Origin of the sequence: Streptomyces maremycinicus (genome assembly GCF_001184025.1) — a bacterium.
In the GTDB taxonomy this organism is placed as follows: Bacteria; Actinomycetota; Actinomycetes; order Streptomycetales; family Streptomycetaceae; genus Streptomyces; species Streptomyces maremycinicus.
Genome location: NZ_BBYG01000009.1, coordinates 22,712 through 42,039 on the forward strand (window position 1 = coordinate 22,712; position 19,328 = coordinate 42,039).

At 72.0% G+C, this 19,328-nt stretch carries 21 protein-coding genes; 5 read left to right on the forward strand and 16 right to left on the reverse strand.

The window, feature by feature from the left end:
• Positions 1 to 48: 48 nt before the first annotated feature.
• The 7 genes from truB to rimP all read right to left on the reverse strand — a co-directional run bounded on the left by truB (position 49) and on the right by rimP (position 7,242).
• Positions 49 to 954: a tRNA pseudouridine(55) synthase TruB gene (gene truB / locus AOQ37_RS04660; RefSeq protein ID WP_062641527.1), complete on the reverse strand. Its 906-nt coding sequence runs from the start codon at positions 952 to 954 to the stop codon at positions 49 to 51.
• Positions 954 to 1,403, reverse strand: coding sequence for a 30S ribosome-binding factor RbfA (gene rbfA, locus AOQ37_RS04665; RefSeq protein WP_062641529.1), 450 nt, complete (start codon positions 1,401 to 1,403; stop codon positions 954 to 956). Before rbfA ends, truB begins: the two co-directional genes overlap by 1 nt.
• Before the next feature lie 43 nt (positions 1,404 to 1,446).
• Entirely contained in the window at positions 1,447 to 1,740 is a 294-nt protein-coding gene (locus AOQ37_RS04670) for a DUF503 domain-containing protein (protein WP_062641530.1), read from the reverse strand.
• Between the two features lie 255 nt (positions 1,741 to 1,995).
• Complete coding sequence (infB, locus tag AOQ37_RS38370) at positions 1,996 to 5,130, reverse strand: translation initiation factor IF-2 (protein WP_078890006.1); 3,135 nt, start codon at positions 5,128 to 5,130, stop codon at positions 1,996 to 1,998.
• Positions 5,131 to 5,277: 147 nt separating this feature from the next.
• Positions 5,278 to 5,574, reverse strand: coding sequence for a YlxR family protein (locus tag AOQ37_RS38375; protein WP_078890007.1), 297 nt, complete (start codon positions 5,572 to 5,574; stop codon positions 5,278 to 5,280).
• 145 nt (positions 5,575 to 5,719) lie between these two features.
• Positions 5,720 to 6,706 carry a transcription termination factor NusA gene (nusA, locus tag AOQ37_RS04680; protein WP_020128608.1) on the reverse strand — a complete coding sequence of 329 codons (987 nt, stop codon included), beginning with the start codon at positions 6,704 to 6,706 and terminating at the stop codon, positions 5,720 to 5,722.
• A 2-nt stretch (positions 6,707 to 6,708) separates the two neighbouring features.
• Positions 6,709 to 7,242, reverse strand: coding sequence for a ribosome maturation factor RimP (gene rimP / locus AOQ37_RS04685; RefSeq protein ID WP_062641538.1), 534 nt, complete (start codon positions 7,240 to 7,242; stop codon positions 6,709 to 6,711).
• A 224-nt stretch (positions 7,243 to 7,466) separates the two neighbouring features.
• On the opposite strand from rimP, the gene AOQ37_RS04690 reads away from it, so the two are divergent.
• The 3 genes from AOQ37_RS04690 to AOQ37_RS04700 are packed head-to-tail and all read left to right on the forward strand — an operon-like array spanning position 7,467 to position 9,539.
• Positions 7,467 to 8,111: a hypothetical protein gene (locus AOQ37_RS04690; protein ID WP_062642433.1), complete on the forward strand. Its 645-nt coding sequence runs from the start codon at positions 7,467 to 7,469 to the stop codon at positions 8,109 to 8,111.
• Complete coding sequence (locus tag AOQ37_RS04695; protein WP_062641540.1) at positions 8,108 to 8,611, forward strand: ferritin-like domain-containing protein; 504 nt, start codon at positions 8,108 to 8,110, stop codon at positions 8,609 to 8,611. Before AOQ37_RS04690 ends, AOQ37_RS04695 begins: the two co-directional genes overlap by 4 nt.
• A 28-nt stretch (positions 8,612 to 8,639) precedes the next feature.
• The gene (locus tag AOQ37_RS04700; protein ID WP_062641542.1) at positions 8,640 to 9,539 is read left to right on the forward strand and encodes an aminoglycoside phosphotransferase family protein; all 900 of its coding nucleotides are present in this window, start codon (positions 8,640 to 8,642) and stop codon (positions 9,537 to 9,539) included.
• A gap of 135 nt (positions 9,540 to 9,674) precedes the next feature.
• Here AOQ37_RS04700 and AOQ37_RS04705 read toward each other — a convergent pair whose 3' ends face one another.
• The 4 genes from AOQ37_RS04705 to AOQ37_RS04720 form a co-directional block, all read right to left on the reverse strand.
• Positions 9,675 to 10,115 (reverse strand): hypothetical protein, encoded by a 441-nt coding sequence (locus tag AOQ37_RS04705; protein WP_234436810.1) that lies wholly within the window; start codon positions 10,113 to 10,115, stop codon positions 9,675 to 9,677.
• A 200-nt stretch (positions 10,116 to 10,315) separates the two neighbouring features.
• Positions 10,316 to 10,861 (reverse strand): WhiB family transcriptional regulator, encoded by a 546-nt coding sequence (locus AOQ37_RS04710; protein WP_062641544.1) that lies wholly within the window; start codon positions 10,859 to 10,861, stop codon positions 10,316 to 10,318.
• 83 nt (positions 10,862 to 10,944) lie between these two features.
• Positions 10,945 to 12,153, reverse strand: a complete 1,209-nt coding sequence (locus tag AOQ37_RS04715) for a BN159_2729 family protein (protein WP_062641546.1) — start codon at positions 12,151 to 12,153, stop codon at positions 10,945 to 10,947.
• The gene (locus AOQ37_RS04720) at positions 12,150 to 12,740 is read right to left on the reverse strand and encodes a sigma-70 family RNA polymerase sigma factor (protein WP_062641548.1); all 591 of its coding nucleotides are present in this window, start codon (positions 12,738 to 12,740) and stop codon (positions 12,150 to 12,152) included. Before AOQ37_RS04720 ends, AOQ37_RS04715 begins: the two co-directional genes overlap by 4 nt.
• Before the next feature lie 466 nt (positions 12,741 to 13,206).
• Between AOQ37_RS04720 and AOQ37_RS04725 the strand changes: the two genes are divergently transcribed.
• Positions 13,207 to 13,629, forward strand: coding sequence for a helix-turn-helix domain-containing protein (locus AOQ37_RS04725; RefSeq protein WP_062641551.1), 423 nt, complete (start codon positions 13,207 to 13,209; stop codon positions 13,627 to 13,629).
• A 191-nt stretch (positions 13,630 to 13,820) separates the two neighbouring features.
• Positions 13,821 to 14,069: a hypothetical protein gene (locus AOQ37_RS04730; RefSeq protein WP_062641558.1), complete on the forward strand. Its 249-nt coding sequence runs from the start codon at positions 13,821 to 13,823 to the stop codon at positions 14,067 to 14,069.
• A gap of 7 nt (positions 14,070 to 14,076) precedes the next feature.
• Here AOQ37_RS04730 and AOQ37_RS04735 read toward each other — a convergent pair whose 3' ends face one another.
• The 5 genes from AOQ37_RS04735 to ispG all read right to left on the reverse strand — a co-directional run bounded on the left by AOQ37_RS04735 (position 14,077) and on the right by ispG (position 19,183).
• Positions 14,077 to 14,367 (reverse strand): hypothetical protein, encoded by a 291-nt coding sequence (locus tag AOQ37_RS04735; protein WP_062641560.1) that lies wholly within the window; start codon positions 14,365 to 14,367, stop codon positions 14,077 to 14,079.
• 240 nt (positions 14,368 to 14,607) lie between these two features.
• Positions 14,608 to 16,308, reverse strand: coding sequence for a proline--tRNA ligase (locus AOQ37_RS04740; RefSeq protein ID WP_062641561.1), 1,701 nt, complete (start codon positions 16,306 to 16,308; stop codon positions 14,608 to 14,610).
• A gap of 72 nt (positions 16,309 to 16,380) precedes the next feature.
• A complete protein-coding gene (locus tag AOQ37_RS41975) occupies positions 16,381 to 16,911 on the reverse strand; it encodes a GNAT family N-acetyltransferase (protein WP_062641563.1) in 531 nt (176 codons plus the stop codon).
• A 21-nt stretch (positions 16,912 to 16,932) separates the two neighbouring features.
• A complete protein-coding gene (locus tag AOQ37_RS04750) occupies positions 16,933 to 17,781 on the reverse strand; it encodes a GNAT family N-acetyltransferase (protein ID WP_062641565.1) in 849 nt (282 codons plus the stop codon).
• Positions 17,782 to 18,025: 244 nt separating this feature from the next.
• Positions 18,026 to 19,183 carry a flavodoxin-dependent (E)-4-hydroxy-3-methylbut-2-enyl-diphosphate synthase gene (gene ispG, locus AOQ37_RS04755; protein ID WP_062641568.1) on the reverse strand — a complete coding sequence of 386 codons (1,158 nt, stop codon included), beginning with the start codon at positions 19,181 to 19,183 and terminating at the stop codon, positions 18,026 to 18,028.
• Between the last annotated feature and the right edge of the window lie 145 nt (positions 19,184 to 19,328).

Here is a 19,328-nt window from a genome sequence, read left to right on the forward strand (position 1 = left end):
ACCACGGGTCACGGCTCCACGGGCACCACACGGCGTGCCCGGTACCGCTCAGCCGAACACGGCGAGGCTCTTCGCCTTGCCCTTCTGTTCCTCGACCAGGGCCAGGAACCGGCCCTCGGGGTCGAAGACGGCGACGGCGCCCGCGCCGGCGTACTCGTCGGGCATCTCCAGGCGTACGCCGTTGGTGAGCAGTTGGGCCCGCTTGGCGTCCACGTTCCAGCGGGGGAACGCGGCGGTGGCCGCCTCGGCGATCGGCATCACGCTCAGCTCCTGCTGGAGCTGGTCGAGCGTCTTCGCCGAGTCCAGCTTGTAGGGGCCGACGCGGGTACGGCGCAGGGCGGTGAGGTGGCCGCCGACGCCGAGATCGGCGCCCAGGTCGCGGGCGAGGGCCCGGATGTAGGTGCCGGAGGAGCAGACGACGGAGACGACCAGGTCCAGGACCGGGGTGCCGTCCTCGGCCACGGCGTCTCTGACGTCGTACACGGAGAAGGAGGAGACCGTGACCGGGCGGGCCGGGATCTCGAACTCCTCGCCGTCGCGGGCCCGCTTGTAGGAGCGGACCCCGTTGATCTTGATGGCGCTGACCTTGGACGGCACCTGCATGATGTCGCCGCTCAGCTTGGCGATACCCGCGTCGATCGCGTCCCGGGTGACCTTCGAGGCGTCCGTGGACCCCGTGATCTCGCCCTCCGCGTCGTCCGTCAAGGTCGTCTGACCGAGCCGGACCGTGCCCAGGTATTCCTTCTCGGTGAGCGCCAGGTGCCCGAGGAGCTTGGTCGCCCTCTCGATGCCGAGGACGAGGACGCCCGTCGCCATCGGGTCGAGCGTGCCGGCGTGGCCGACCCGGCGGGTCTTGGCGATCCCCCGCATCTTGGCCACGACGTCGTGCGAAGTGAAGCCCGACGGCTTGTCGACGATGACAAGGCCGTCGGGCGGGGTCTGCTTGCGGTTCATCAGGCGGAGTCGTCCGTCTCGTCCTCGTCGCCGGGCTTGCGGTACGGATCGGCGTCGCCGGCGTACCCGGCGCCCGCGGACACCTCGCGGACCTTCTCGTCGGCGGCCCGCGCCTTGTCGAGGAGGTCGTCGATGGTGCGGGCGTTGTCCGGCAGTGCGTCGGCGACGAAGGCCAGCGTCGGCGTGAACTTCACGCCCGCCGCGCGGCCCACCTCGGAGCGCAGGACGCCCTTGGCGCTCTCCAGCCCGGCGGCCGCGGCCGCCCGCTCCTCGTCGTCCCCGTACACCGTGTAGAAGACCGTCGCCTCCCGGAGGTCACCCGTCACCCGGGTGTCCGTGATGGTGACGTGAGAGCCGAGCCGCGGGTCCTTGATCCCGCGCTGGAGCTTCTGGGCCACCACCTGCTGGATGAGGTCCGCCAGCCTCTTGGCGCGCGCGTTGTCGGCCACTGGTCCGTCTCCCGTTCGTTCTTCTCTTGCGTTCTGTGGTCGGTCAGTCGTCTTCGCCGTGGAAGCGGCGTCTGACCGACAGCAGCTCCACCTCGGGGCGGCCGGCGACCAGCCGTTCGCACCGGTCCAGTACATCGGTCAGATGCTCCGCGTCACCGGAGACCACGGCGAGACCGATCTTGGTCCTGCGGTGGAGATCCTGGTCGTCCACCTCGGCCGCGCTCACCGCGAACTTGCGCTGGAGCTCGGCGACGATCGGACGGACGACGGAGCGCTTCTCCTTCAGCGACCGTACGTCGCCGAGGAGGAGGTCGAAGGACAGAGTCCCCACGTACATGTGTAACCGGTTCACCCGCCGGTACGGGATCGACGGCCCTGCCGCCATGGGACAGGGACATCAAGAACGGTACAACGATCCGGCCGACGGCTCGACGGGGTTTTACCCGGTCGCGCCGGCCGGCGGATCCGGCCCGGCCGGCGTGCGGGGATGAGGCCCGTTCCGGGCCGAAGCAGAGGCCGGGGGCAAAAGCCCCCGGTACGGCCCGCCGGCCGACGGGACCAGGTCCCGTCGGCCGGCGGCGAAGCATCGGGCTCACACCCGCGGCTTCTCCCGCATCTCGTACGTCGCGATGACGTCGTCGATCTTGATGTCGTTGAAGTTTCCGAGGTTGATACCACCCTCGTAGCCTTCGCGGATCTCGGTGACGTCGTCCTTGAAGCGGCGCAGGCCCTCGATGTTGAGGTTCTCCGCGATGACCTTGCCGTCGCGGATGAGGCGCGCCTTGGTGTTGCGCTTGACCTCGCCCGAGCGGACCAGGACACCGGCGATGTTGCCCAGCTTGGACGACTTGAAGATCTCGCGGATCTCCGCCGTGCCGAGCTCGACCTCCTCGTACTCCGGCTTCAGCATGCCCTTCAGGGCCGCCTCGATCTCCTCGATCGCCTGGTAGATGACCGAGTAGTACCGGACGTCCACGCCTTCGCGCTCGGCCATCTGCGCCGCGCGGCCGGCCGCACGGACGTTGAAGCCGATGACGATGGCGTCCGAGCCCATGGCCAGGTCGATGTCCGACTCCGTGACCGCACCGACGCCGCGGTGCAGGACGCGGATGTCGACCTCTTCGCCGACGTCCAGCTGGAGCAGCGAGGACTCGAGAGCCTCCACCGAACCGGAAGCGTCACCCTTGATGATCAGGTTCAGCTGCTGGACCTCGCCGGCCTTCAGGGCGGCGTCCAGGTTCTCCAGGGAGAACCTGCGCGTGCGCTTGGCGAAGGCGGCGTTGCGCTCGCGGGCGGCACGCTTCTCGGCGATCTGGCGGGCGGTGCGGTCCTCGTCGACGACGAGGAAGTTGTCGCCCGCACCCGGGACGTTGGTCAGGCCCAGGACCTGGACCGGCGTCGACGGGCCGGCCTCGGCGACGTTGTTGCCGTTGTCGTCGAGCATGGCGCGCACACGACCGTAGGCGTCGCCCACGACCATCGTGTCGCCGACCCGCAGCGTGCCTCGCTGGACGAGGACCGTCGCCACGGCACCGCGGCCGCGGTCGAGACGGGACTCGATCGAGATGCCCTGCGCGTCCTGGCTGGGGTTGGCCCTCAGGTCGAGCGAGGCGTCGGCCGTGAGGATCACGGCTTCCAGCAGCGAGTCGATGTTCAGACCCTGCTTGGCGGAGATGTCGACGAACATCGTGTCGCCGCCGTACTCCTCGGCCACCAGACCGAACTCGGTGAGCTGACCGCGCACCTTGGTCGGGTCGGCACCCTCGACGTCGATCTTGTTGACCGCGACGACGATCGGGACCTCGGCCGCCTTGGCGTGGTTGAGCGCCTCGACCGTCTGCGGCATGACGCCGTCGTTGGCCGCGACGACCAGGATCGCGATGTCGGTCGACTTCGCACCACGGGCACGCATGGCGGTGAACGCCTCGTGACCCGGGGTGTCGATGAAGGTGATCTTGCGCTCTTCTTCGTTGACCTCGGTCGCGACCTGGTAGGCACCGATGTGCTGGGTGATGCCGCCGGCCTCGCCCGCGATGACGTTCGTCTTGCGGATGGCGTCGAGCAGTCGGGTCTTACCGTGGTCGACGTGACCCATGACGGTGACGACCGGCGGACGGACCACCAGGTCTTCCTCGTCGCCCTCGTCCTCGCCGAACTCGATGTCGAAGGACTCGAGCAGCTCGCGGTCCTCCTCCTCGGGGCTGACGATCTGGATCGTGTAGTTCATCTCGCCGGCGAGGACCTCGAGGGTCGCGTCGGAGACGGACTGCGTGGCCGTGACCATCTCACCGAGGTTCATCATCACCGCGACGAGCGACGCCGGGTTGGCGTTGATCTTCTCGGCGAAGTCGGTGAGGGACGCACCGCGCGACAGGCGAATGGTCTCGCCGTTGCCGCGAGGCAGCATCACGCCGCCGACCGACGGGGCCTGCATGGCCTCGTACTCCTGGCGCCTCTGCCGCTTCGACTTGCGACCACGACGCGCGGGACCGCCGGGACGACCGAAGGCGCCCTGCGTGCCACCACGGCCACCGGGACCGCCGGGACGGCCACCGAATCCGGGACGGCCACCGCCGCCGCCGAAGCCGCCGCCACCGCCGGGGCCACCGCCACCGGGACGACCGGCGAAGCCGCCGCCGCCACCGGGACGGGCACCGCCGCCGGGACCGGCCGGACGGCCTGCGAAGCCGCCGCCACCGGGACGACCGCCGCCGGGACGACCGGCACCGCCGCCGCCACCCGGGCCGCGGCCGCCGGGGCCACCGCCGGGACGCGGGCCGGCAGCGGGACGCTGCGGCATCATGCCGGGGTTGGGACGCGGGCCGCCGGGACGGGGACCGCCGGGGCCTGCGCCCTGCGGACGGGGCATACCGCCCGGAGACGGACGCGCGCCGCCCGGAGACTGCGGACGAGGACCGCCGCCCTGGCCACCGGGGCCCTGCGGACGGGGACCGGCGCCGGGAGCGCCACCGGGGCCGCCGGGACGCGGGGCGCCCTGCGGTCGGGGCGCCTGGGGGCGCGCCATACCGGCGTTGCCGCCGGAGGTGAAGGGGTTGTTGCCCGGACGCGGACCCGAGGGACGGGCACCGCCCGGACGCGGGGCACCGGCGCCACCGGGGCGCGGCCCCTGTGCGGCGGCCGGACGCTGGCCGCGGTCACCACGGTCACCGCGGTCGCCACGGTCCTGACCGGGCGCGGGACGGCCGGCGGGACGGGGCGCGCCGGGGCGCGGACCCTGGGAGGCCGGCCGGGGGCCGGACGACTGCGCCGGAGCGGCCGAGGCCGCCGGAGCCGCGGGGGCGGCCGGCGGAGCGGTGAACTCCGGGGCGGCCGGGGCCGGACGCGGGGCGGGCTTGGGACCCGGACGCGGGCCGGAGGCCGCCGGCGCGGGGGCCGACGGGGCGGCGGGAGCCGCCGGGGCCGCCGGAGCCGCGGGCGTCTGCGCCGCGGCGGGCTTGGGGGCGGCCGGCCGCGGTGCGGCCGGGCCCGGACGGGCCGCCTGCGCCGGGGAAGGCGCACCGGGCCTGGGGGCAGCCTTGCGCGGGGCGGGCTTCGCGGACTTGCCGCTGCCGCCCTGGAAGGCGTCTGTCAATTTGCGGACAACGGGCGCTTCGATGGTCGAAGACGCCGAACGGACGAATTCACCGAGTTCCTGGAGCTTGGCCATGACGACCTTGCTCTCCACCCCGAACTCCTTGGCGAGTTCGTATACCCGGACCTTAGCCACTTCGCTCCTTTTAGGTCCGGGTGTGTCCGGACCGTCGCTACTTCATGGGCGTACTCATCGCGTGCTCATCGAGTGCTCATCGCAATCTCGACCTACTTCCAACTCGCGGGGTACCAGAGCCGCACGGGGGTTCCGTGCGACGCCTTCTTACGGTGTTGCCTGCTGGGCAACGGTCGTCTGCTCGACGTACTGGCGCAACGCCTTTGTGTCGAGCGCTCCCGGGGCTCGCAACGCCCTCGTGAACGCCCGGCGGCGTACCGCCTGATCGAGACAGACCGGGGCGGGATGCAGATACGCACCCCGGCCGGGCAGCGTACCGCGTGGATCGGGGACACATGTGTCCTTGATCGCCACGATGCGCAGCAGCTCCGTCTTGGCCGCCCGCTCCCGGCACCCCACACAGGTGCGTTCAGGGCATGCTCCGGCGTGCGTCCGGCCAGACACTGTTAAGTCTACCTCCCCGCGGCGACCTCACCCCTTCGGGTAAGGAGTCGAACACCTGCCGCGTTACATCTGTCGTGATCTGAGCCACCGCAGGCCGAGATCTATTCCCCGGCTGCTCACCGGGCCGCTCGACGGGCCCGGTGGGCTACTCGGTCGGCTGTTCGACGTCCGGACGGATGTCGATGCGCCAGCCGGTCAGCCGGGCGGCGAGCCGGGCGTTCTGCCCTTCCTTGCCGATCGCGAGCGACAGCTGGTAGTCCGGCACCGTCACGCGCGCGGAGCGGGCCGCGAGGTCCACGACCTCGACCTTGGAGACCCGGGCCGGGGACAGCGCGTTCGCCACCATCTCGGCCGGGTCGTCCGACCAGTCGACGATGTCGATCTTCTCGCCGTTCAGCTCGCCCATCACGTTGCGCACCCGACCGCCCATGGGGCCGATGCAGGCGCCCTTGGCGTTCAGACCCGAACGGGTGGACCTGACGGCGATCTTCGTGCGGTGACCGGCCTCGCGTGCGATGGCGGCGATCTCGACCGAACCGTCGGCGATCTCCGGCACCTCCAGGGCGAAGAGCTTCTTCACCAGGTTGGGGTGGGTGCGGGAGAGCGTCACGGACGGGCCGCGCATGCCCTTCGCCACCCGGACGACGTACGACCGCAGCCGCATGCCGTGCGGGTACGTCTCGCCGGGGACCTGCTCCTGCACGGGCAGGATGGCCTCCAGCTTGCCGATGTCCACGAGCACGTTCTTCGGGTCGCGGCCCTGCTGGACCACGCCGGTGACGATGTCGCCCTCACGGCCGGCGTACTCGCCGAGCGTCGCGTCGTCCTCGGCGTCGCGCAGACGCTGGAGGATCACCTGCTTGGCGGTGGTGGCGGCGATGCGGCCGAAGTCGGACGGGGTGTCGTCGAACGGGCGGGGCTCCTGCCCCTCCTCGAGGTCCTCGGGGTCCTCCTTCGCCCACACGGTCACATGTCCGGTTTCCCGGTTGAGCTCCACGCGCGCGTGACGGCGACTTCCCTCGGTGCGGTGGTAGGCGATGAGGAGGGCCGACTCGATCGCCTCGACCAGCAGGTCGAAGGAGATCTCCTTCTCCCGTACCAAGCCCCGCAGGGCACTCATGTCGATGTCCACGGCTACGCCTCCTCTTCCATCTCGTTCTCGTCGTTGTCGTCGTTGTGCTTGCTGCTCTTGTCCTTGCGGCTGAACTCGACCTGTACGCGGGCCTTGTCGATGTCACCGAAGGAGAGTCTGCGGGCGGTGGCCTTGCGGCCCTTCACGCCGGGGACCTCGAGATCGAGTCCCTCGTCGTCGACCGTCAGGATGCGGGCGACCAGTTCGCCGCCCTCGGTCAGCTGGAACCGCACCAGCCGGTCCACGGCGCGTACGTAGTGGCGGTGTTCGGTGAGTGCGCGCTCCGCGCCCGGGGTGCCGACCTCGAGGGTGTATTCGCCCTCGCCCATCGCGTCCGTCTCGTCGAGCTTCGCCGAGAGCGCGCGGCTCACATCGGCGATCTGGTCCAGGTCCGCTCCGGAGTCGGAGTCGACGACGACGCTCAGCACCCGCTTGCGTCCCACGGAGTCCACGGTGATCTCTTCCAGATCCAGTCCCTGGGAGGCGACGAGCGGTTCCAGGAGCTCTCGCAGCCTCTCGCTCTGGGTGGTGCTCATCCGGGTGACTCCTCGGCCGCGTGTGCTGTTGTGGGATGGGGCGCGTGTCTGGTCAAAGGGTATCCGGTCGCAAGGTGTGTTGCCGTCCACCTGTGCACGGAGGGTGGCGGGCTCTCGCGGGACGGTGCCGCTGAGTGGTGCGGGGCGACCGCGCGGGTACGGTGATCACGGGCCCGCCGCCCACCAGGACCCCCGTTCCGTACGAGTTCCCGAGGACGCCCGCCGTGCCGTTGCCCCTCCCCTCGCGCACCCCCTCGGGTCCGCGCAGAAGATCCCTGCTCGCGTCGGCCGCGGGAGCCGCGCTGCTCGTGGGCTGTTCGTCCGGTTCGGAGGAGTCCGAGGAGAGCGCGAGCGGCACCCCGTCGGCCACCGAGCGGGCACGCGCGCGTGCGGCCCGGGACAGCGGCGCCCTGGTGGCACACTACGACGCCGTGCTCGCCGTGCATCCGTCGCTGGCGGCGCGGCTGGAGCCGCTGCGGGCGGAGGTCGCGGGACACGTGGAGGCCTTCGGAGGCACGGCGAAGGCGTCACCCTCCGGGTCCCCGTCCGTGACGGACTCCGTGACGGGCTCCGCGACGGACTCCGTGACGGGCTCGGCCACGGCTTCCGCGACCGGCTCCTCCGGCTCCCCCTCTTCTCCGACGGCCTCTCCGACGGGCTCCCCGACGAGCGGCGCCTCCGCCGTGGCGCCCGCCGTGCCGATCATGGACACGGACGCGCTCGCCTGGCTGGCCGCCGCCGAGCGGACGCTCGCCGACCGCAGGGCCACCGAACTGCTCGACGTCCCGGGCGAATCGGCCCGGCTGCTGGCCTCGGTCGCGGCGGCCGGCGCCGCACACGCCTATCTGCTGACGGAGGGGACCCGATGAGCGAGGCCACGAGCGACGCGGAGCTGACGGCACTCCAGGCGGCGCTGGCCGCCGAACACGCCGCCGTGTACGGGTACGGCGTCGTCGGCGGGCGGATCCGCGACGGGCGGCGCGCCGAGGCGCAGGCGGCCTACGACGCGCACCGGGCGCGCCGGGACGCGCTGGCGCGCGAGGTGCGCGACCTGGGGGCCGAGCCGGTCGCGGCGAACGCCGGGTACGCGCTGCCGTTCCCGGTGCCGGACTCCGCCGCGGCGGTACGGCTCGCGACCGTGCTGGAGGAACGCGTGGCCGGCGTGTACTCCGACCTGGTGCGGGCAGCCGAGGACGCACGGCGCCGGGACGCCGCGGGCGCGCTGCGGGACGCGGCGGTCCGTGCGGTGCGCTGGCGCGGCGGGAGCGTAGCCTTCCCTGGTCTCGCCGAGCGGACGGGTACGGATCCGGCCACGGGCACGACGTCCGCACCGGCGGCGGCAGCGCCCTCGGGCACACCGGCGGCTTGACCCGAAGCAGGAAGGGAACGACTCGCGCATGGCTTTCGAACCGCCGCAGCGTTTGGTCAGGGCGCTCGGCGAGACGGCACCGGACGGTGACGGCTGGTTGGAGAAGCTGCCGGAGACGGCGCGACAGGCCGTCGCCCTGAGCGAGTTGACCGTCGACCGGGTACAGGTGCCGGGCGGCCGGACCAGCCTGGTCGTGCTGGTGCGGCGCGCGGACGGGACCCCGGCCGTGCTGAAGCTGGCCCCGCCCCGGTTCCGGCCGGAGGCGGAGCGGGCCGCGCTGGCGCACTGGGACGGCCTGGGCGCCGTCCAGCTGCTGGAGGGGCCGCAGACCGCGGGGGCACTGCTGCTCGAGCGGCTGCATCCCGATGTGTCGGTACGGTCGCTGGCGGAGGCCAAGGCCCTGCTGGAGGCGGCGGGGACGGTCCGGCGGCTGTGGGTGGACCCACCGGCCGGCCACTCCTTCGAGTCCGTGGCCGAGCGGACCGGGCGGCAGGCGGAGGCGATGCGGGCGAGCGCCGAGGCCGCGCCCGACGTGGCCGCCCTGGTGGACGCGGCACTCGCCGCCCGCGCGGGGCTGCTCGCGGAACCGCCCGAACACAAGCTGCTGCACGGCACGTTCCGGCAGAGCAAGGTGCTCGCGGGCGAGCGGATGCCGTGGCTGGCGGTGGGACCGGATCCGGTGGTCGGCGAGTGCGCCTTCGACCTGGCCCGGCTGGTCCGCGACCGGGTCGAGGACCTGATCGCCTCGCCGTCCGGGGCACCGACGACCCGACGCCGGGTGAAGCGGCTCGCGGAGTCGCTGGAACTCGACCAGGAGCGACTGCGCGGCTGGACCCTGTTCCGGGCCGTCGAGTCAGGAGTGCGCGCGCTCCGGGTCGGCCGGGCCCGCGACGCCGAGCTGCTCCTCGAATTCGCGAGCTGGCTGTAGCGCGGGGCGCGGGCCGGGTGGCGCTCCCCCGCTGGAGGTCCCCGCGCGGGGGAGCGCCGTGGTCCGGCCGACGTGCCTCCCGAGCCTGCCAACCGGAGTCTCGTGGGCGGGCCGACAGGCCCGTCCCGTGCGGCGTCAGCGCTCGGTCGGTCGCGCCTGCGGCCGGCTCTCGGCGGGGGTGGCGAACAGTGTCCCCTCGAGCGCGAGCAGGCGGGTGTGGCTGCGGATGTGAGCGGCCTGTTCCCCCGCGGTGGGGCCGTCCCGCTGCCCGTGCCCGACGGCGCGTTCCGTGTAGGGGACATGCGCGAACAGCGGGATGTCCCTGGGCGGAAGGCGCCAGGACAACTGCCGTCCGCCGGCGACGAGTCGCAGCAGGTGCGTGCCGTCCGCTCCGGCGTCGGCGGCCGGTGTGACGACCGCGGTCGACGGGTGCAGCGCCGCCAGCCAGGCCAGGAGGTGCGCGCGTTCGAAGGAGACGCGGGTCAGCTCCCGCTCGAAGGAGTCGGCATGGCGCTGCCAGCGGACCAGCTCCCTGCGGCAGTCGTCCAGGTCCGGGGAGGGGCTCTGCCGCGGCACGGTCTCCGTCCGGTCGGCGCGGCCTCGCGGCCCGAAAAGGCGCCGCAGGACGCCGGTGCGGCCGACGGGACGAGCTGCTCGGGAGCCCCGGCTCCGGGAGCGGCCGGACGGGGGCCCTTCGAACGGGGGCTCCTCGGACGGGCGGCCCGTCGAGGGCGAGGGTACGGACATGGAGTACTCCGGTGGCGGTGAACAGGGGGTCACTTGCGGGGCGGGCCGCCGGGTGACCCGGCCGTGCCCCACAGGCGGTCGCGGCCCGGGGCGGCTTCGTCGCGCCCACGGGTGGAGCCGGTACGGCGGTATCGGCCCGCGCTGCGCGCGTTGGCCACCCGGCAGGCCTCGTCGACGGGCTCCCGCAGGCGCAGATGCCGCTGGTAGGCCGCCCGGGTCCCGCACGGGGCGGGCTGTCCCCGGGGCACACCGCCCGGCGCGCGGGGCGCCTCGGGACCGGCCGGCGGTACCGGTCGCGGCCGGTCCGCCTGACACTCCAGGGCATGGCGCTGAGCGCCGGTCAGGCCGGCGATGACACCGTCGCGTTGACACTTGGGCAGTCCCTTCTCGCGCAGGAGGACGGCGGCCCGGCAGGGGTCCAGTACGGGACAGGTCGCGCAGATGGCCACCGCGCGGGACGAGGACCGGCGGGAGAACCACAGCTCCGCGTCCTGGTACCGGCAGGCGGCACGCGACTCCCATGCCCGGGTCCCGCCGTCCGCGGTTCCCCCGCCCCTCGCTTCCCTGTGCGCCATTTCCCCGTCCGTCGTCTTCCCGTCCGTCGTTTCCCCGTCCGTCGTTCTGCGGGCGCCGGTCGGCCCCCTCGACCGACCGGCGCTCATCGGACGGGCCCGGCCGGACCGGTGGCCGGCACGGCCGGTACGAGCGGCCCGAACGGTTCCGCCCAGGCCGGGCGGACCGGCTGCACCACCGGCTCCTGCGCCCGCGCGTGTTCCTGTTCCCGTCGCCGAACCTGTTCCTGTTCCTGTTCGTGTTCCCGTCGCCGAGCCTCTTCCGGTCGCGGTTCCGGTCCCTGTTCCGGCGCGTCCGGCGTGGCCCGCGGTAAGGGCACGTCCGGCCGCACGGCCGTCTCCGACACGTCCACCGCCTCCCACGGCCCGGGAGCGCTCGGGAGCAGGTGGGACACGGCCGTCCGCGGGAGCGTCGGCGGTACCGGCAGGTCCGGCGGGGCGGCCGGTTCCTGCGGAGCCGTCGGGTCCGGCAACGCCGTCGGGTACGTCAGATCCGTCGGGTCCGTCAGAGCCGTCGGGTCCGTCAGAGCCGTCAGAGCCGGCGCGGCCTGTGGGGTCTCCGTCGGGCGGGGGAGCGTGCCGTCCTCGTCGGGGCCCACCGGTGACAGCGGCCCCAGGTACGCGACGACGTTGGCGAGGGAGCACCGCTCGGGCCGACCGTCGAGGGACATCAGGGGCATGCCGTCGCTGCTTCGGCGGCCCTCGAAGTACCAGACGCCGCCGTACCCGTCCCGCATCGGTAAGGCCAGGTCGTACAGGGTCTCGCCGATCCGGAACCGACGCTTTTCGTCTCCCGCCGTCGACTCCGGCGGTGCCGTGGAGGCGCTGAGGGCCACCACCGTCACCCGGACGCCGTCGCGTTCCCCCTCACCCGTCAGCGTGTGCGGCTCGGTCCGCTCGCCGACGATCGCGATGCCGAAGTACGAGCGCCAGCGGGCCCATTGGGCGGGGCCGTCGACGCGCAGCCTGACGCGCACCCGGTCGCCGTCGACGCTGACGGCGTGCGGGCCGGGGTGCGTGTCCAGGTGCCGCTCGATGGCACGGGCGACATGACGGGCCCGTGCGCAGGAGGTGTCCCAGGTCAGGGCCTGCCGCTCCAGTTCGGTGACCGGTCGGGCGGCGCGGGACCAGCCGCCGTCCGGTGTGCGGTAGAGCACCACGCCGAAGGAGCGCTCGGGGTCGACGAGAAGCCGGGCCGAGTCCAGCGCGTGGGCCACGGCCGTCGCCTGCTCGGTCCGGACGGTCGCCAGCACCGTGCGGATCACGCGCGCGGCATGGAGGACGTTCCCGTTCACACCGCCACCGCCCCGGCCGTCCAGCGCAGTTTCCGGAGCGCCCGATGGGTGAGCGCCTTGACGGCGCCGACGCTGCGCCCCATCTCCAGGGCCGTCTCCTGCGCCGTCAACTCGTCGAGGAAACGCAGTTGGACGCAGTGGCGTTGCTGGTCGTTGAGCGTGTGCAGGACCGTGCGGACCGTTTCGTGCGCCTCGACGGCCTCGAGTTCACGCAGGGCGAGCGACTCCGGGCCCCGGCCGGGCAGCTGGGGGTCCAGGAACTCGGCGACCGGGGTCTCCAGCCGGGTGCGGCCGCGGCCGACCTCGTCGAGATAGAGGTTCTTGGCGATGGTGACCAGCCAGGCGGCGAACGCGGTGCCCTGCCAGACGTAGGTGTCGATGCGTCGCAGCGCACGCGTGAACACCTCCTGCGTGAGGTCCTCGGCCAGGTGTCTGTTGCGCGTGCGGACCAGCAGGAAGCTGTACACGAGGCGGTAGTGGTCGTAGTAGAGGGCGGCGAACGCCTCCCGGTCGCCCGCGCGGGCCCGGGCGATCACATCGGGTTCCGGGCCGTCCGGAGCGGACGTGACGTTGTTCGGTGCGGACACAGCAGGTACTCCCGTCGACGTCGTGCGGGGGTGCGGAGCGAAGATCCCCCGCATCTGCGATATGCATGTAGATGTAGATTTCTTCGGCGGACGTCCGGCCACTCCACTCCGCCGCAAGAAGGGAGCGGGGCGACCGGTACCAAAACGTGTGGGTGACGACATGACTTCGCCGCGCGGGGCGCCGGGAACTCAGAGCCATCGGCTCTCACCGGAAGGGCGCTTGCCGCCCACTTCCTCCGCGAGCCGGACGGCCCGCCGCCGGGCCTATCTACAGTCTTCACGTAGATGCATACAGTGTCAAGTTGTGCACGGAACGCAAGATGCTGGTGTGGCGACACCGGGAGGAGCACGGGGGGCGCAGGTTTGCGCGACTGGTCCGACAACGCTCCGGCGTGCACTAAGAGCCCTGATTGTCGGTCTGCGATCTACTTGCGCTTGTAGATATCGATGGCCGATCCTCTGAGTCGTGACGAACCAGCAACACCGCCCAGGAGACCCGACGCCCGGCAATGATCCGCCACGCCAGGACGCGGACCTCGCGATTCTGCTCGAACGTCTGCTGGCGCAGGTCCCGGGAAAGACCCAGAAGGACCTGGCCTCGGCGGCCGGCATCTCCTACCCGACGCTGAACGCGTGGATGAACCGGACGCGCGGCACCTCCCGCATCGACCCGGAGAAGCTGCGGGCCATGGTCGACGTGTTCCGGCGCTGGGGCGTGGCGACCACACCGAGGGAGTTCTTCGAGGCGGTCGGCCGTCCCGCGCCCGGACCCAGCGGGGACGAGCGGGAGGCCCGCCTCCTCAAGCTGTACCGGCAATTGCCGGAAGCACGTCAACGCGCCTTGTTGAAAGACGCCGAGGCAATGTTGCAGGTCAGCCGCATCACCTGAGGTCAGCGGGCATTGCCCCGGCCCATTGACCGCGATACGTACTCCCGGCGAATCCGCAAAACCGTCACATCCCCTACGGATGAATATGACCGAAACTCCCCCTAGCCACGAGAGTCACGGCTACCATCAGTCAGCCGCTGACCTCCCGGAGCGGAGCACTCGTGTCGTTGTGCATCCCTGGGGAGACAGTTGTGTGCATCCACATTTCGTTGGCAGACAATTTGCCCAAAATTGCGGTCTGGGATCCGGATGAAGTCAGTATCCGGGTGGCCAGAGGCTTCCAGCTGAGTGACGTGCTCCGGGAAGTTCGCGACATTCTGATGGTCGACCTCGGCGCCCCTGCCTCACGGGGCAGCCTCCTGTGGTGCTTCTGCGGCATGCGGGTGGAGCTCCCGCGCGAACTCACGCCCTACGGCGTCCTCGCGGCCGAGGTCTGCTGACCTCCCGTCACCTCCACCGTCCCGCCCCCACCTCCGTGCCGTCCCTGCCCTCCACCAGGTCCGACCGGCGGGCCGGAGCGGCGCGGACGGTGCCCTGGGGCCCGGGTGCGGCGAGTGCGCGGAGGGCGGCGGCGATGCGGGGCAGGCCGTTGAGGCAGGGTCCGCACCGGCCGGCCGGCCGGAGGGCGAGCCGACGCAGGACACACGCGGTCCCGGCGACACCGTGACGGTCCACGGGCAGCGGATCCGCGGTGCGCCGGGCAAGGGCGGATTCCAGCCAGGCCGCGCCGTCCGCCACGGCGAGACAGGACTCCCTGGCGCCGACCGCGCGGTGCGTGGACTGGAGCCCGTCCGGACGAGAGGGGGCGACCGGCGCAGCACGGTCCCCGTGCCTCTTCCCTGGGCGCCATGACCGTTCCCCTACGCGGTGACGTTCTGTCACGTCCTCCGGTCGGGGAACGGTCTGAGAGAAGCCTGCGAGGGGGACCTACGCCCTCGCAGAACTCTCCGGGACGTCCCTTCGGATCAGGGCCTCAGCTCACGCCGTCAGCCGGGCGATCGCCTCGTCGACCGTGAGCTCCTCGCGCTCGCCGGTCCTGCGGTCCTTCAGCTCCAGGACGCCCTCGGCCGAGCGGCGGCCCGCCACCAGGATCTTGGGTACGCCCATCAGCTCGGAGTCGGTGAACTTCACGCCCGGAGAGACGCCGGCCCGGTCGTCGACCAGGACGCGCAGACCGGCGGCGCGCAGCTTCTCGGAGACGTCCAGCGCCAGTTCGGTCTGGAGGGCCTTGCCCGCAGCGACGACGTGCACATCGGCCGGGGCGACCTCGGCGGGCCAGCACAGGCCCTTCTCGTCGGCGCTCTGCTCGGCGAGGGCGGCGACCGCGCGGGACACGCCGATGCCGTACGAGCCCATGGTCACGCGGACGGGCTTGCCGTTCTGGCCGAGCACGTCGAGCTTGAGGGCGTCAGCGTACTTGCGGCCCAGCTGGAAGATGTGGCCGATCTCGATGGCGCGGTCCAGCTTCAGGCCGGTGCCGCACTTCGGGCAGGGGTCGCCCTCCTGGACGACCACGACGTCGACGTACTCGGCGACCTCGAAGTCACGGCCGGCGACGACGTTCTTCGCGTGCAGGCCCTCCTTGTTGGCGCCGGTGATCCAGGCGGTGCCCGGGGCGACGCGCGGGTCGGCGATGTACGTCACCTTGTCCAGACCCTGCGGGCCGACATAACCGCGGACCAGGTCCGGGCGGCCCACGAAGTCCTCGGCGGTGACCAGTTCGACGGCCGCCGGGGCGAAGTGCGCCTCGACCTTGTCCAGGTCGACCTCGCGGTCACCGGGGACGCCCACGGCGACGATCTCGCCGTCGACCTTCACCAGCAGGTTCTTCAGCGTGGCCGAGGCCGGGACGCCGAGGTGGGCGGCGAGGGTCTCGATGGTGGGGGTGTCCGGGGTCGGGATCTCCTCGAGGGCCGCCACGCCGGCGGCGTCCACCGGCTTCGACTCGTACGTGATCGCCTCGGTGTTGGCCGCGAAGTCACAGTTCGGGCAGTCGGCGAAGGTGTCCTCGCCGGCCTCGGCCGGGGCCAGGAACTCCTCCGACTTGGAGCCGCCCATCGCGCCCGCGGTCGCCGCGCAGATCCGGTAGTCCAGGCCGAGGCGCTCGAACACCTTCCGGTACGCCTGGCGGTGCAGGGCGTAGGACTGCGCGAGGCCCTCGTCCTCGGTGTCGAAGGAGTAGGAGTCCTTCATGAGGAACTCGCGGCCGCGCAGGATGCCGGCCCGGGGGCGGGCCTCGTCGCGGAACTTCGTCTGGATCTGGTAGAGGATGACCGGCAGGTCCTTGTACGAGGACGCCTGGTCCTTCACGATCAGCGTGAAGATCTCCTCGTGGGTGGGGCCGAGGAGGTAGTCGCCGCCCCTGCGGTCCTGGAGGCGGAACAGCTCCGGGCCGTACTCGTCCCAGCGGCCGGTCGCCTCGTAGGGCTCGCGGGGCAGCAGGGCGGGGAGGCTGACCTCCTGGGCGCCGATCGCGTCCATCTCCTCGCGGACGATCCGCTCCACGTTGGCGAGGACCTTCTTGCCGAGCGGCAGCCAGGACCAGATGCCGGCGGCGGTACGGCGGACGTAGCCGGCGCGGACGAGGAGCTTGTGGCTCAGTACCTCGGCGTCCGCAGGGTCGTCACGCAGCGTCTTCGCCATCAACTGGGACATGCGCTGGACCGGTGCGTTCGCCATGGTTCTCGTATCTCCTGCCGAAAAGGGTGATGGCTAGGAGGTTAGCCGGGAGCGTGGCGCGCCGGAAATCCGTTACGCGCGCAGGAGGGGGAGCGGGGCGCCCATCACCGCGTAGGGGCGGGGGGCGCTGGGGAACAGCACCCGGCGGGCCAGGTCCTGGTAGCCCAGCGAGTGGTAGAGCGCCCGGGCGGGACTCTCGGTGTCGATCGCGGAGAGGATCGAGCGGGGCTGGGTCGCGGTGTCGGTGATCGTGGTGATCAGGGCGCGGCCCGCGCCGCGGTTCTGGTGGGCGGGGTGGACGTGCAGTTCCGTGATCACGAAGGAGTCGTCCAGCCAGTGCTCGTTGCCCTGGGCCCGGAGGTAGGGCTGTACGACCGTCGACCACCAGTGGGTGCGGTCGTTGGGCATGCCGTAGACGAAGCCGACGAGCCGCTCCCCGACGGTCGCGCCGAAGGCCCTCGCGCCCGGGTGCGCCATGTGACGCAGGACGATCTGCCGGCGTACGGCCACCTCGTCGGGGCCCAGTCCGAAGGCGATCGCCTGTACGGCCAGGGCCTCGTCCACATGGGCGGGGAGGTCCAGGGGGCCGATCACGAGGTCCATGGCGGGGAGCCTACAGGGGTGTCAAAACAGGACGCTCATGAAGGCGCCGACCTCCTGGAAGCCCACCCTCCTGTACGTGCGCCGCGCCGCGGTGTTGAAGTCGTTCACGTAGAGGCTGACCACCGGGGCCACGTCGGCCAGGGCGTAGCGCAGCACCGCCGCCATGCCGGGGGCGGCGAGGCCCTGCCCCCGGTACTCCGGGGCAACCCACACGCCCTGGATCTGGCAGGCGTGGGAGGTCGCCGCGCCGATCTCCGCCTTGAAGACGACCTTGCCCCGGTCGTCGAGCCGGGCGAACGAGCGGCCGGAGCCGACGAGTTCGGCCACCCGGGCCTGGTAGAGCAGGCCTCCGTCGCCGGCCATCGGGGAGACGCCGACCTCCTCGGTGAACATCGCCACGCACGCCGGCATGATCGTGTCCATCTCGTCCTTGCGGATGCGGCGGACGTAGGGATCCGGGGCGATGTCGGTGGACATGCGGTCGGTGACCATGAGGGGCTGCTGGGCGCGGACCTCACGGGCCGGGCCCCAGTGGGGTTCGAGGAGGCGCCACAGCCGGGTGGTCGGTTCGACGGGGCCGACGATCGAGGAGCAGCGGCGGCCCGCCCGGCGGGCGCGGTCGGCGAAGGCGCGTACCGCTCGCGGGGTAGCGCAGATCGGGACGAGGTTGGCGCCCGCGTAGCACAGGGACGTGAGCATGCCGTCCTCGTACCAGCCCCACATCTCGCCGCCGAGGCGCCACGGGTCGAGGCCCGCGACCTGTACCCGGGACGTCACGAAGGCGTTGGCGACCGGCTCGCGGTCGAGGACGGCGAGCGCGGCGTCCAGGTCGCTCGGTTCGAGGACCCGGGAGGTGGTCTGGGTCAACACGCGCGGGGCCTCACACTCAGGTCTGCTGGTCCCCGCACTGTACCCGCGGAAGCTGGGCGGTGCCGACCCGTGTTCAGGCTGCGTTCGTCTGCCGTGACCGTCGCGTCGGTGCCCGGGCCCCTGGGGGCTGCCGCCCCCGGACCCGCGCTGTCGGCCTGAACGGCCTCGTCCTCGAACGCCGGACGGGCTGATCGCAGCCGGCCCGGCTCGGAAGCTTGGAGCCGGCCCGGCGCAGAGGGCGGCGTCAGCCCGCTACCGAGACCGACGGTTCGCCGGACGGGGTGCCGGCGGCCTCCATCTGTTCGGCCAGCTTCATGGCCTCCTCGATGAGGGTCTCCACGATCTTCGACTCGGGGACGGTCTTGATGACCTCGCCCTTCACGAAGATCTGCCCCTTGCCGTTGCCGGAGGCGACGCCGAGGTCGGCCTCGCGGGCCTCGCCGGGGCCGTTGACGACGCAGCCCATGACGGCGACACGGAGGGGGACCTCCATGCCCGTGAGGCCCGCGGTGACCTCTTCGGCCAGCTTGTACACGTCGACCTGGGCGCGGCCGCAGGACGGGCAGGAGACGATCTCCAGGCCGCGCTGCTTGAGGTTCAGGGACTCCAGGATCTGGTTGCCGACCTTGACCTCCTCGACCGGCGGGGCCGACAGGGAGACGCGGATGGTGTCGCCGATGCCCTGGGAGAGCAGGGCGCCGAAGGCGACCGCCGACTTGATCGTGCCCTGGAACGCCGGGCCCGCCTCGGTGACACCGAGGTGCAGCGGGTAGTCGCTCTGCGCGGCGAGCTGCCGGTACGCCTCGATCATGACCACCGGGTCGTTGTGCTTGACCGAGATCTTGATGTCCCGGAAGCCGTGCTCCTCGAAGAGGGAGGCCTCCCACAGCGCGGACTCGACGAGCGCCTCGGGGGTCGCCTTGCCGTACTTCTGGAGCAGACGGCGGTCCAGCGAGCCGGCGTTGACGCCGATACGGATCGGCGTGCCGTGCTCCTTCGCCGCCGTGGCGATCTCCTTGACCTTGTCGTCGAACTGCTTGATGTTGCCCGGGTTCACCCGGACCGCCGCGCAGCCCGCCTCGATGGCGGCGAACACGTACTTCGGCTGGAAGTGGATGTCGGCGATCACCGGGATCTGCGACTTGCGGGCGATCGTCGCCAGCGCGTCCGCGTCGTCCTGGGTGGGGCAGGCCACCCGCACGATCTGGCAGCCGGAGGCGGTCAGCTCCGCGATCTGCTGGAGGGTGGCGCCGATGTCGGAGGTACGGGTCGTGGTCATCGACTGCACGGACACCGGGGCGTCTCCGCCGACCGCCACGGATCCGACCTGGATCTGCCGGCTCTTCCGGCGCTCGGCAACCCTGGTCGGAACGGACGGCATGCCGAGAGAAATCGCAGTCATCTGCTGTGCAACCCCAAGTCGTGGATCAAGGCCCAGGTCCCGTCTTCAGGCGGGTTCCAGGCTTCGAGATTACGGCACCGGCCCGGGCGCGGGCACTCCCCCACCTCGAACCACCCGACGGGGCGACCCCGACGCCGTCAAACCC

Bases quoted from the DNA above. Each gene is read 5' to 3' on its own strand.
- truB (WP_062641527.1), bottom strand. From the start codon at position 954: ATGAACCGCAAGCAGACCCCGCCCGACGGCCTTGTCATCGTCGACAAG.
- rimP (WP_062641538.1), bottom strand. From the start codon at position 7,242: ATGAGCACCACCCAGAGCGAGAGGCTGCGAGAGCTCCTGGAACCGCTC.
- ispG (WP_062641568.1), bottom strand. From the start codon at position 19,183: ATGACTGCGATTTCTCTCGGCATGCCGTCCGTTCCGACCAGGGTTGCC.
- AOQ37_RS04710 (WP_062641544.1), bottom strand. From the start codon at position 10,861: ATGGCGCACAGGGAAGCGAGGGGCGGGGGAACCGCGGACGGCGGGACC.
- AOQ37_RS04740 (WP_062641561.1), bottom strand. From the start codon at position 16,308: ATGGCGAACGCACCGGTCCAGCGCATGTCCCAGTTGATGGCGAAGACG.
- AOQ37_RS04670 (WP_062641530.1), bottom strand. From the start codon at position 1,740: ATGTACGTGGGGACTCTGTCCTTCGACCTCCTCCTCGGCGACGTACGG.
- AOQ37_RS41975 (WP_062641563.1), bottom strand. From the start codon at position 16,911: ATGGACCTCGTGATCGGCCCCCTGGACCTCCCCGCCCATGTGGACGAG.
- AOQ37_RS04695 (WP_062641540.1), top strand. From the start codon at position 8,108: ATGAGCGAGGCCACGAGCGACGCGGAGCTGACGGCACTCCAGGCGGCG.
- AOQ37_RS04700 (WP_062641542.1), top strand. From the start codon at position 8,640: ATGGCTTTCGAACCGCCGCAGCGTTTGGTCAGGGCGCTCGGCGAGACG.